Raw genomic sequence first — 13,650 nt, forward strand, 5'->3', positions numbered from 1 at the left:
TAGGGGGTTATTATGGGCATTTTCGAACACTACCAACAACGTTACGAGAAAAAACTCGATGAGGAATATACCTTAGAGCAGTTTCTTGATATCTGTAAGCAAGATAAAGGTGCCTACGTTTCAGCTGCTGAGCGATTATTAATGGCTATTGGCTCACCTGAAGTAATCGATACCTCAAAAAACTCTGTCTTAAGTCGTATATTTTCGAATCGTCTTATTTCTCGCTACCCTGCCTTTAAAGATTTCTATGGCATGGAAGAAGCGATTGAACAAATTGTGTCTTACCTGAAACATTCTGCCCAAGGTTTAGAAGAATCAAAGCAGATATTATATTTATTAGGCCCTGTGGGTGGCGGTAAATCATCACTTGCAGAAAAGCTTAAGTCACTTATTCAACATATGCCTATCTATATTTTAAGCGCTAATGGCGTACGAAGCCCTGTTAACGACCATCCATTCTGTTTATTTGATCTGGATGAAGATGGCAGTATTTTACAACAGGAATATGCTATACCACATCGTTATCTGAAAACCATAATGTCACCTTGGGCTGTAAAACGTTTGCATGAATTTGGTGGCGACATTAGCAAATTTAGAGTGGTTAAAGTCTACCCCTCAATTCTTGACCAAATAGGAATAGCAAAAACCGAACCTGGCGATGAGAATAATCAAGATATTTCAGCACTCGTGGGTAAAGTCGACATTCGTCAGTTAGAACACTTTTCCCAGGACGATGCCGACGCTTATGCTTATTCAGGGGCATTATGTCGAGCGAATCAAGGCTTGATGGAATTTGTCGAAATGTTTAAGGCACCGATTAAGGTGCTCCATCCATTGCTTACCGCAACACAAGAAGGTAACTACAACGGGACTGAAGGCTTATCGGCATTGCCTTACACTGGCATTATTTTAGCTCACAGTAATGAATCCGAATGGACAACATTCAGAAATAATAAAAACAACGAAGCATTTTTAGACCGAGTTTATATTGTTAAAGTGCCCTACTGTTTACGTGTGTCTGAAGAAATGGAAATTTACCAAAAGCTGCTATTCAATTCTGAACTATCTCAGTCTCCTTGTGCACCAGGCACACTGGAAACATTGGCCCAGTTTAGTGTGTTATCCCGTATTAAAATACCTGACAACTCCTCTATTTACTCAAAAATGCGGGTCTATAACGGTGAAAGCTTAAAAGACACCGATCCCAAAGCCAAATCATATCAAGAGTATCGTGATTATGCGGGTGTAGATGAAGGAATGAACGGTCTATCTACTCGTTTCGCATTTAAGATTTTATCCAAAGTGTTTAATTTTGACCATACAGAAATAGCCGCTAACCCTGTGCATCTATTTTATGTATTGGAAAAACAAATAGAGCAAGAACAGTTCTCCAGTGAGATAAGTGAACGTTACCTCGAATTTTTAAAAGGTTATTTAATCCCTAAGTATGTTGAATTTATTGGTAAAGAGATTCAAACAGCCTATCTAGAGTCTTATTCAGAATACGGCCAGAATATATTTGATCGTTATGTGACCTATGCGGATTTCTGGATCCAAGATCAGGAGTATCGAGATCCTGAAACCGGGCAACAGTTTGACCAGGAGCACTGAATGCTGAATTGGAAAAAATAGAAAAACCCGCAGGTATAAGTAATCCTAAAGACTTCAGAAATGAAATCGTGAACTTTGTATTACGTGCCCGCGCTAATAACGAGGGCAATAATCCCCTATGGACCAGTTATGAAAAACTGCGGACCGTGATTGAAAAGAAAATGTTTTCCAATACTGAGGATTTACTGCCGGTTATTTCGTTTAATGCCAAAACATCGAATGACGACCAACGTAAACATGATGATTTTGTTAATCGAATGATGGAGAAAGGCTATACCAAGAAGCAGGTTAGATTACTATCAGAATGGTATTTGCGCGTGCGTAAATCATCATAAGCCAACAGTTTGGCTTTACTGAACTATAGTGATGTAAAGCCTGCATTAAGGCTTTGGAGGCGCGTATGGCTAACTTTATAGATAGACGACTCAATGCTAAAGGCAAAAGCACGGTCAATCGCCAACGATTCATTGAGCGATATAAAACTCAAATAAAAAAAGCGGTTAGCGATGCTGTAACAAAACGCAGTGTCACCGATATTGATAAGGGAGAACAAATCAGTATTCCAACCCGCGACATTAGTGAACCCTCATTTAGGCAAGGTCAAGGCGGCAGCCGCGAAAGAGTTCATCCTGGTAATGACAAGTTTAATCGCGGAGACAAAATTGCTCGCCCTCAAGGTGGTCAAGGCGGTGATGCAGGTGACGGAGATGCCGCGAATTCTGGCGAAGGTCAGGAAGATTTTGTGTTTCAAATATCAAAAGATGAGTATCTTGAACTGTTATTTGAAGATTTAGAACTGCCAAACTTACAAAAAAACCGCCTAAATAAATTAGTTGAATACCAAACTTATCGTGCAGGTTTTACCAACGATGGTGTGCCCGCCAACATCAATATTATTCGCTCATTACGTTCATCTTTAGCCAGAAGAATCGCCATGAGTGGCAGTAAAAAAAAGCAACTAAACCAACTTGTGCAACAGCTTGCTGAACTTGAAAATACGCCAGGAGCAAAGGCGGAGCTTATTTTGGATTTAAAAGAGCAAATTGACAGGCTAAAACAACAAATTGCTAAAGTCCCTTTTATCGACACCTTTGATTTACGCTTTAATAACTACGCCAAGCGCGAGAAACCATCCAGCCAAGCGGTTATGTTTTGCTTAATGGATGTCTCCGGTTCAATGGATCAGGCAACCAAAGATATGGCCAAGCGTTTTTATATATTGCTGTATCTTTTTTTAACCCGCACTTATAAAAACTTAGAAGTGGTTTATATACGCCATCATACTCAAGCTAAAGAAGTGGACGAACAGGAATTTTTTTATTCCCAAGAAACTGGCGGCACCATAGTATCAAGTGCTCTCAAATTAATGCATGAAATACAGCAAGCTCGATATCCCGCCAGTGAATGGAATATTTATGCCGCCCAAGCATCAGATGGCGATAACTGGTCTGATGATTCACCTGTGTGTAAAAACTGGCTTAGTCAGCATATTTTACCTTTGGTCAGGTACTTTAGTTACATTGAGATAACACACAGACCTCATCAGAGCTTATGGCAAGAGTACCAACAATTACAACAAAGCTTCGACAATATGGCGGTACAAAATATTATGCAAGTTGACGATATTTACCTGGTATTTAGAGAGCTGTTTAAAAAGCAAGCTGTATAGGAGAGGCGCTATGGATAAATCAGCCCGTTCACCTTTAAGTGATGGACCTGAGTGGACCTTTGACTTGTTACAAGCATATTTGCATGAAATTGAAGTGGCGGCTAAATTTTTTAAAATTGATGCTTATCCTAATCAAATTGAAATTATTACCGCAGAACAAATGATGGATGCCTATGCCGGTATTGGTATGCCTATTGGGTATACCCATTGGTCGTTTGGCAAACGCTTTATTGAAACAGAACAAGGTTACCGACGCGGTCAGATGGGGCTGGCCTATGAGATAGTGATTAATTCAGATCCGTGTATCGCCTATTTAATGGAAGAAAATACCATTACCATGCAGGCATTAGTGATGGCGCATGCCAGTTTTGGCCACAATAGTTTTTTTAAAAATAACTATTTATTTAAAACCTGGACAGATGCCAGTTCAATTATTGATTATTTGGTTTTCGCTAAAAATTATATTCATCAATGTGAATTAAAACATGGGGTTGAGCAAGTAGAGTTAACGATTGATTCGTGTCACGCTTTAATGAATTACGGGGTAGATCGTTATAAACGTCCTTCTGAAATATCCTTTAGTGAAGAACAAACAAGACAGGAAGAGCGTGAAGCTTATTTACAAAGTCAAGTAAACGACCTCTGGCGCACTGTGCCCACCAGCAAAAATGGACAAACCGCTAAACAAAACAAACAATTCCCCTCGGAACCTCAAGAAAACATTTTGTACTTTCTTGAGAAAAATGCTCCCCTGCTTGAGCCCTGGCAACGTGAAATAGTGCGTATTGTAAGAAAGATGGCGCAATATTTTTATCCGCAAAAACAAACCCAGGTGATGAATGAAGGATGGGCAACATTTTGGCACTACACCATTTTAAATCGCCTGTATGATACTGGCAAAGTTACCGACAGGTTTATGTTGGAATTTTTACGCAGCCACACCGCGGTAGTCGCACAGCCGGCCTACAATAGCGCTTATTACAATGGTATTAACCCTTACGCTTTAGGCTTTAGTATGTTTGTTGATATTAGGCGTATTTGCGAAAAACCTACCGATGAAGATAAACTTTGGTTTCCAGATATTGCTGGCAGCGATTGGTTAACTACCCTGCATTTTGCAATGAAAAACTTCAAAGATGAAAGCTTTATCAGCCAGTATTTATCACCAAAAGTTATCCGTGACTTTAAATTATTTGGCATATTAGATGATGAACAACACACAGAGCTAAATGTTTCAGCAATACATAATGAACAGGGTTATCAAGAAATTCGGAATATGCTATCGCAACAATATAACTTAGCTAATATTGAGCCTAATATACAAGTACAACATGTCGAAATTAATGGTGACCGGTCACTGACTTTACGTTACACACCGCACAATAACGTACCTCTAGCCAATAATCATGCCGAGGTATTGAAGCATTTACACCGATTATGGCAATTTAAAGTTATTATCGAGCAAGTTAATAAAGATAACCAAATATCAGTTCTATCTACTTGCCCCGATCCCAAAGCGGTCGCAGAAGCTTAAAAAGTCACTATGGTTACCTAAATTGCAAGTTAACCAATCACCAGCCTTGTCAACAATTTCAAGGCTAACCCCCCTCATAGCAGTAATGAATTTAATTTGTGTTGTTATTGGCCGCCACGTTAAAATTAACAAATGTTAGTCATTCTCACTACTTATTTAACATTGCGACCATTATCACTCATCAACAACAAGTAAAACCTCGCACAAAACACCCATAACCCCTTGTAAATAATATATTTACCACTTTGGCATAATTAGTGCTTGGTAAATATATAAACTCATTATTAATTGTTACAAAAGTCAGCGTGACGGCAGCCATTATTGGCGTAGTCTTATTATTAAGCTACGACTAACTTAATCGCAACGTAGCACTTGGCTTCACTATAAGGCAGATATCCATGGACAGGTTTCAATCGGTTAAAAATGTTGTTATTCCTTTTTGTTGTTTGATGATGTTAGCAGGTTGTACTGGAGAAGAAGATCAAGCAAAAGAACAAGAAAAATTTGCTGTTCCAGTAGAAACAACCTTTGTAGAACAAGGGGATGTGGCATCGTTTTACAGCACTACAGCCACCTTAGAGGCACCACAAGAAGCCCATGTCATGACCCGCATTTCTGGCTTAATAAATACTATCAATGTTGAAGAAGGCGATCGGGTGATTAAAGGGCAAGTATTAGCGGTAATAGATGCAAAGCGCCAGCAATATGATTTCAATCGCTCTCAAGCTGAAGTGCAAATTATTGAACAAGAATTAAATCGTTTACGCAAAATGGACAATAAAGAGTTTATCAGTCAAGACACTATGGCAAAATTAGAGTTTAATCTGCAAGCTGCTGTTGCCCAGCGCGATCTTGCAGAACTACAAGTACAAGAAAGCCGTATTGTCTCTCCCATTGATGGTGTAGTCGCCAAGCGTCATGTAAAACAAGGTAATACCGTTAAAGAGTTCGATGAACTTTTCTATGTGGTTAATCAAGATCAGTTATACGGCATAGTCCATTTACCAGAACAGCAACTACCCAACTTACAATTAGGACAACATGCCAGTGTTCGTCAAAATCAACACAGCACCAATGTTGTCGATGCAACTGTACTTCGTATCAGTCCCATTGTTGATGCCCAAAGCGGTACCTTTAAAGTCACCCTAAATGTTCCTAACAATAATGGCCAGTTAAAAGCGGGGATGTTTACCCGAGTTGAAATTAAATACGACACCCACAACAATGTCATTACCGTGCCTTATAACGCCTTAATTAATCAAGATGACACTCAAGCTATCTATGTCATTAAAGACACTGTAGCGGAGCGACGTGAAGTCAGCTTAGGGTATCGTCAGGATAATACCATTGAGATCACCTCTGGGGTGATATTAGGCGAGCAAATCGTTATTCGTGGTCAGCAAAACTTAAAAGATCAATCACTGGTCGAAGTGATCAATCCCCTAAACGTAGCTGCTATCAAATAACGGAGCAATACCATGTCTATCATTAATACTGCTGTCAATCGTCCAGTAACGGTATGGATGTTCATGCTTGCGGTAATGTTATTTGGTATGGTCGGTTTTAGTCGACTTGCGGTAATGTTATTGCCAGACTTAAGTTATCCCAGCGTCACCATTCGCACTGCCTACGATGGCGCTGCCCCCGTTGAAATTGAGCAATTAGTCTCTAAACCGATTGAAGAAGCTGTCGGCGTGGTTAAAGGCTTACGTAAAATTAGCTCTATTTCACGTTCAGGCATGTCAGATGTTGTCCTAGAGTTTGAATGGGGCAGCAATATGGACATGGCTAGTCTTGAAGTGCGTGAAAAACTCGACACCATTGAACTGCCATTAGACATCAATAAGCCTTTACTACTCAGATTTAACCCCAATCTTGACCCTATTATGCGGTTAGCTTTTTCTGTGCCTGATGCGACAGATAAAAATTTAAAGCAAATGCGCACTTTTGCTGAAGAAGAATTAAAACGCCGCTTAGAAGCCTTATCAGGAGTCGCTGCCGTTAGGTTGTCTGGAGGGCTTGAGCAAGAAGTTCATATTCTCCTTAATCAACAAAAGCTTAGTCAATTAAACTTAAATGCTGATGATATTAAGCAAAGGATCAATCAAGAAAACATTAACCTGTCAGCGGGTAAAGTAATACAAAGTGACAAAGAGTATTTAGTTAGAACTTTGAATCAATTTAATTCACTGCAAGAACTGGGTAATATCATCATCTACCGTAATGGCCAAACCCTGGTTCGTCTTAATGAGGTTGCTGAAATTAATGACGCCTATAAAGAGCGCAGTGATGTCACTCGCATTGGCCAAGTCGAATCTATTGAACTCGCTATTTATAAAGAAGGCGATGCCAATACTGTTACCGTGGCTAAAAAGCTCCAAGCTGAACTAGCACTAATTAACAAGACTGATGAAACCAAGCAACTGAATATTATCTATGATCAGTCAGAGTTTATTGAAAGCGCTGTTAATGAGGTTACTTCATCGGCATTAATCGGCAGCGTGCTTGCCATGTTGGTGATTTACCTGTTTTTACGCAATATTGTCGCCACGCTGATCATTTCTATATCTATCCCCTTTTCAGTTATAGCCACATTTAACATGATGTATTTTGCCGATATTAGTCTCAATATCATGTCATTGGGTGGCATAGCGTTGGCCATCGGGCTATTAGTGGATAATGCCATTGTAGTATTAGAGAATATTGACCGCTATCAATCGCAAGGCATGAATAAAATTCAAGCCGCCGTTACCGGATGCAAAGAAGTCTCTGGTGCAATATTTGCTTCCACATTAACCACACTAGCGGTATTTGTACCTTTAGTATTTGTCGATGGCATTGCAGGGGCATTATTCGCCGATCAGGCTCTTACCGTAACCTTTGCTTTATTAGCTTCATTATTTATTGCGTTAACCGCAATACCTATGTTGGCTTCTCGCCAAGGATTTAAACGTTTACCCACTCCCACAGCAACAGCAACACCCGTAAAAGCTATCCCACAAACAACACTAGGTAAAATAGCTTATTACAGTCTTGCGGTTATCTCGTGGCCATTCAAGCTGTTGTTTAGTTATTTACCCGCAGGTTTATTAACCCTGGGGTTAGTCGCTATCCGCTTTTTCAGTTGGTTAATTGGCTTGGTCATGCGACCACTCGCCAGTGCCTTCAATGTTGTTTATGGCGCCTTAGCCAAAGTGTATGACGGTTTACTGAATAAAGTGCTCAAACAAAAAGGGATTACGTTGCTTATTGCCCTTGCTATTACTTTAGGCGCGGGAAGTTTACTGCCTAAACTGGGTATGGAACTTATCCCGCCGATGAATCAAGGTGAGTTCTATGTGGAACTACTATTACCACCAGGAACTGAGGTGAGTGAAACAGATAAAGTATTACAACAACTCGCAATAAGCATTAAAGATAACTCCGATGTTAAGCACACCTTCAGCCAAGCAGGTAGTGGTGGATTAATGACATCAGATACCGCCAGAGGAGGCGAAAACTGGGGGCGTTTACAAGTTGTATTAGCCAACCCTAGTGCATTTGATACAGTGACTGATATTTTAAGGCAGACCGCTAAAAAAATACCTGAATTAGACGCGAAAATTGAACAACCCGAGTTATTCAGCTTTAAAACACCGTTAGAAATTGAGTTGGCAGGCTATGATTTAGATCAGTTAAAACAGAGTGCCGATAAGTTAGTGAATGCATTAAGCCAGTCCGCACGTTTCACCGATATCAATACCACATTGCGTGATGGTCAGCCTGAAATCAGTATTCAGTTTGATCATCAAAGACTCGCCGCTTTAGGAATGGACGCACCGACGGTTGCACGCCGTATTGCCCAACGTGTTGGTGGAACTGTCGCAAGCCAGTACACGGTACGCGATCGTAAAGTGGATATTATAGTCCGCAGCGAACTATCGGAACGGGATCAAATTAGTGACATTGACTCATTAATCATTAACCCTAACAGTAACCAACCTATTCCACTTAGCGCAGTTGCAGACATTCAACTACAGGTTGGCCCATCAGCAATTAACCGCATTAGTCAGCAACGTGTGGCCATTGTGTCTGCAAACTTAGGTTTTGGTGATTTGAGTGATGCTGTAGAAGAAGCCAAGCAGATTTTAACTCAGCAACAATTCTCCTCTTCAATTCAATCCTCTTTCGGCGGCCAAAATGAAGAAATGGAACATTCGTTCAACTCACTCAAAATAGCCTTGGTATTGGCGATATTTTTAGTCTACCTAGTCATGGCGAGTCAATTTGAATCACTGCTACATCCATTATTGATCTTAATTGCTGTGCCTATGGCGGTTGCAGGCAGTATTTTAGGTTTATTCATCACCAATACCCATTTAAGTATCGTGGTATTTATTGGCTTAATTATGTTGGCCGGTATTGTGGTTAATAACGCGATTGTACTCGTCGACAGAATTAACCAATTACGCCGTGAGGGAATAGAAAAAATCAGCGCCATTGAACAAGCGGCTAAATCACGTTTGCGCCCTATTCTAATGACCACATTAACCACAGCGTTGGGATTATTACCGATGGCAATAGGTATGGGTGATGGCAGCGAAATCCGTGCTCCTATGGCAATTACGGTTATCTTTGGTTTACTGGTATCTACATTCCTAACCTTGTTGGTAATTCCATGTTTATATGCTTTGTTTGACCAAAAAACATATGTTACACAACCAGAACTGACCTCATCTGCAGAGGTGACGCTATGAACCTGACCAAACTAGCGTTAAAACGCCCTGTCACCACTAGCATGTTCTTTTTGGCCATTATGCTATTTGGTATGGCGGCCAGCAGAATGTTGCCATTAGAGATGTTCCCTGGCATCGACATTCCTCAAATAATGGTACAAGTGCCCTATAAAGGCTCAAGTCCAGCTGAAGTCGAACGAGATATCACTAAAGTACTCGAAGAAGCCTTAGCCACCATGGGAGGCATTGAAGAGTTACACTCCGATTCCACCCAGGATGGCGCTTTTATCCAAATAAATATGAAATGGGGGGAAACCGTTGCAACCAAAAGCTTAGAAGTTCGCGAGAAAATTGACTCGGTTAGGCACCTTTTACCCGAAGACGTTGAACGCGTGATGATCCAACAGTTTTCCACGGCCGACATGCCAGTATTAACTATCCGAATATCCAGTGAAAGCGAGCTGTCTAACGCATTCGACTTACTTGATAAGCAACTTAGAAAACCCCTTGAAAGAGTTGAAGGAGTGTCAAAAGTCACTTTATACGGTGTTGAACAAAAGCAAATTGATATTCGCGTTAATGCCAACAAGTTAGTTGCTAGCGGTATCAGTAATCAACAGCTACAAAGCAGCTTATCTGCGCAAAACTTTGTCATTAATGCGGGCACATTAAGAAGCAATGGCACTGTCTTTCAAGTATCGCCTAAAGGTGAGTTTACCAGTTTAGATGACATCAACCGCTTGGTGCTTATTCCAGGGATCACCTTGGGAGACATAGCCACAGTCAACTTTGCCTTACCAGAAAAAATTGAAGGTCGTCATTTAGATCAAAAATACGCCGTAGGCATAGATGTATTTAAAGAATCAGGCGCTAATTTAGTCGAAGTGTCAGATCGTGTTATGCAAGTGATTGAAAAAACCAAGCAAGATAAACAATTTAACGGTATAAAGCTGTTTATCATGGAAGATCAAGCTTTTGGCGTTAAATCATCCTTAGAAGATTTACTGCTATCGGGTTTATTAGGTGCGCTATTATCTTTTGGCGTACTGTATTTATTCTTACGCAATTTAAAGATGACATTAGTGGTTGTCTCTTCGGTGCCAATTTCACTATGCATGACCTTAGCCGGAATGTACTTTTTTGGTTATAGCCTTAATATTTTATCTATGATGGGATTACTACTTGCAGTTGGCATGCTAATTGACAATGCGGTTGTGGTCACTGAAAGTGTATTACAAGAAAAGCAAGCTGGACATATAGATGACACCCAACAAATTAAAGCCAATGAGCGCGCGGTATTAGCAGGGGTCGATAAAGTCTCTCTTGCGGTATTAGCGGGAACACTAACAACGGCCATTGTATTTTTACCGAACATTTTTGGCGTAAAAGTGCAGTTAACTATCTTTCTTGAACATGTGGCCATCGCGATTTGTATTTCACTTGCGGCCTCATTATTAGTGGCCAAAACACTTATCCCGTTAATGTTAAATACCTTCCACTTCGACCTTAAAACCGATGACAAGCAAGGTAAAATGGCGGCTTTTTATCAACGCAGCTTGTCTTGGGTATTAACCAGACCTAAACGCTCGGGTGTTATTGCTCTGCTCATTTTAGCCTCAACGGCCTTACCGCTCAGTATGGTTCAACAGGATCAAAATGATGGTGAAGGCAGTGACCGCCTTTACATTAACTATCAACTAGAGGGACGTCATGCCCTTAGGGTAACCGAAGCGCTGGTCAGTGAAATGGAGGCTTATCTATATGCCAATAAAGATAAATTCTTTATTGATGCCGTTTATAGTTACTATGCCCCCCATGATGTGCAATCGACTATTATTTTACAAAAAGACATTCCAATTGACACATCTGAATTGAAAAAGATGATCAGAGAGGGTTTTCCTAAATTCTCAATTGCCACCCCGCAATTTGGATGGGGCAATGAGCAAAATGGAATACGTGTCACCTTAACGGGCCGCTCAACTTCAGAACTGATTAACTTGAGTAATCAAGTCGTGCCTTTACTTAATGGCATTAAAGGATTAGTAGACGTTCGCTCGGAAGTGAATAGCGCCCAACAAGAAGTGATAGTGATTATTGATAGAGAAATGGCTGCTAGACTCGATGTTAAATTAAGTGAAGTGGCGTCCAGTATTGCATTGGCATTAAGAGGTACGCCTCTGAGATCATTTCGACACGACCCATCAGGGGAACTGCGAATTGAACTGGCCTACGATAAATTATGGCAGTATTCCCTTGAACAGTTAAAGCAGTTACCCGTACTTAGACAACAAAACCGCGTTTATACCCTAGACAGTCTTGCACAAATAAAAATAGTGCCCCGCTTTGATAGCATCAAACATTATAACCGCCAAACAGCATTATCTATTGGTGCCAACCTAGATGATCTCACCACAGAAGAAGCGCAGCAAAAAATCAGCCTCATAATGGATTCGGTTAATTTCCCCTACGGATACGGCTACTCTTTACGAGGAGGCTTTGAGCGTCAAGATGAAGATCAATCTATCATGGCGGTCAATATGATTCTGGCTATCGTAATGATTTATATCGTTATGGCGGCATTATTCGAGTCATTATTACTGCCTACGGCAATTATCACCTCGATACTATTCTCTATTACTGGCGTGTTTTGGGCGCTGTGGTTTACCGCAACGCCTATGTCAGTCATGTCAATGATAGGGATCCTTATCTTAATGGGGATAGTCGTAAATAATGGCATCGTGTTAGTAGACCAAATTAATCAAATGACACCCGCGCTTGATAAATTGTCTGACACCATATTAAGCGTCTGCAGCACTCGTTTACGCCCTGTACTAATGACAGTGGCAACAACAGTGTTAGGTTTAGTGCCATTAGCTATGGGCGATACCCAAATTGGTGGTGGCGGTCCACCTTATTCACCTATGGCAATAGCCATTATTGGTGGGCTAACCTTCTCCACTGTCACCAGTTTGTTTCTTGTGCCACTGTGTTATCAAGGACTTTATAGGATACGCCACAATGCAGCCATTAGATTAGGTCTAGCTGACAAGTTTGCCAGAAAGCTGCTACCTTGGACTCTGTAACATTAATTTGTAAACAATACTTTAATCGATTACGTTAAGGAAAAATTATGCCGTTAAGAGCTATAAACCAACAAACAAAGCGTAAACCCATTACCAACTTACTTGCATTAACCGTGCTTGCAAGTATGACGCTTACCGGACAAAGCTTTGCCGATGACCAATTTAAAGACATCACTATTACGTCAAAACAGCTTACTGATACCACCTTTATGTTTACTGGCTCAGGTGGCAATATTGGCGTATCGGCCGGCACTGACGGCATATTAATTATTGACGACCAATTTGCCCCGCTGGCGCAAAAAATTACCGCGTCACTGAATGATATTCAGCCAGGTGCGCCTAAATATATCGTCAACACTCACTACCATGGGGATCATACCGGAGGTAATGCTCATTTTGGTGAAAAAGGCACTATTTTAGCCCACCATAATGTATTGAAGCGTTTGGCATCAGATAAAAATACAGCCGCAAGTGCTTTACCTGTGATCACTTTTTCTGACAGTATCTCGATACATTTCAATCAAGATACCTTAGATGTGATCCATTTAGGTTCTGGTCACACTGATGGTGACAGTGTAGTGCATTGGCAAAAGGCTAATGTGATCCATATGGGCGATTTATACTTTAAAGATAGATTTCCTTTTATTGATCTAAAAGGAGGCGGCTCTGTTCTAGGTTATCGCGATAATGTTGCGATAATTTTAGATAGAATAGATGACAAAACTCAGATCATTCCAGGTCATGGCGATTTAGCCAATAAAACTGAATTACTCGAGTTTAAGCATATGTTAGATAATTGTATTAACTGGATGAGATCGGAAAAAACCCAAGGAAACACCTTAGCCCAGATAAAGAAAATGGGTGTACCAAAGGAATATAAACAGTGGAGTTGGACATTTATCACTGCAGATAAATGGATCGAGACGCTTTACAACGACCTATAACAAGCGTTAATCAATTTTGTGTCTAAAGCGGCTAACTTATTCATTAGCCGTATTTTTTATCAATTTGACCCTAACAAGTCTTATGGCGCCATAC

General features: G+C 40.6%; 6 protein-coding genes and 1 pseudogene. All 7 read left to right on the forward strand.

From position 1 onward, the window contains the following. Positions 1-12 precede the first annotated feature (12 nt). Positions 13-1,946: pseudogene (locus tag L0B17_RS11330) on the forward strand (PrkA family serine protein kinase). 65 nt (positions 1,947-2,011) lie between these two features. Beyond that, a complete protein-coding gene (locus L0B17_RS11335; protein WP_235084895.1) occupies positions 2,012-3,280 on the forward strand; it encodes a YeaH/YhbH family protein in 1,269 nt (422 codons plus the stop codon). A gap of 10 nt (positions 3,281-3,290) precedes the next feature. Further along, positions 3,291-4,814, forward strand: coding sequence for a SpoVR family protein (locus L0B17_RS11340; RefSeq protein ID WP_235084896.1), 1,524 nt, complete (start codon positions 3,291-3,293; stop codon positions 4,812-4,814). Between the two features lie 398 nt (positions 4,815-5,212). Then, positions 5,213-6,280, forward strand: a complete 1,068-nt coding sequence (locus tag L0B17_RS11345; protein ID WP_235084898.1) for an efflux RND transporter periplasmic adaptor subunit — start codon at positions 5,213-5,215, stop codon at positions 6,278-6,280. A gap of 12 nt (positions 6,281-6,292) precedes the next feature. After that, a complete protein-coding gene (locus L0B17_RS11350; RefSeq protein ID WP_235084900.1) occupies positions 6,293-9,550 on the forward strand; it encodes an efflux RND transporter permease subunit in 3,258 nt (1,085 codons plus the stop codon). Continuing rightward, positions 9,547-12,612 carry an efflux RND transporter permease subunit gene (locus L0B17_RS11355; RefSeq protein WP_235084901.1) on the forward strand — a complete coding sequence of 1,022 codons (3,066 nt, stop codon included), beginning with the start codon at positions 9,547-9,549 and terminating at the stop codon, positions 12,610-12,612. Before L0B17_RS11350 ends, L0B17_RS11355 begins: the two co-directional genes overlap by 4 nt. 47 nt (positions 12,613-12,659) lie before the next feature. Continuing rightward, entirely contained in the window at positions 12,660-13,556 is an 897-nt protein-coding gene (locus L0B17_RS11360) for an MBL fold metallo-hydrolase (RefSeq protein ID WP_235084903.1), read from the forward strand. The last annotated feature ends 94 nt before the right edge of the window (positions 13,557-13,650 follow it).

The sequence above is a fragment of the Shewanella sp. OMA3-2 genome, assembly GCF_021513195.1.
Lineage (GTDB): Bacteria > Pseudomonadota > Gammaproteobacteria > Enterobacterales > Shewanellaceae > Shewanella.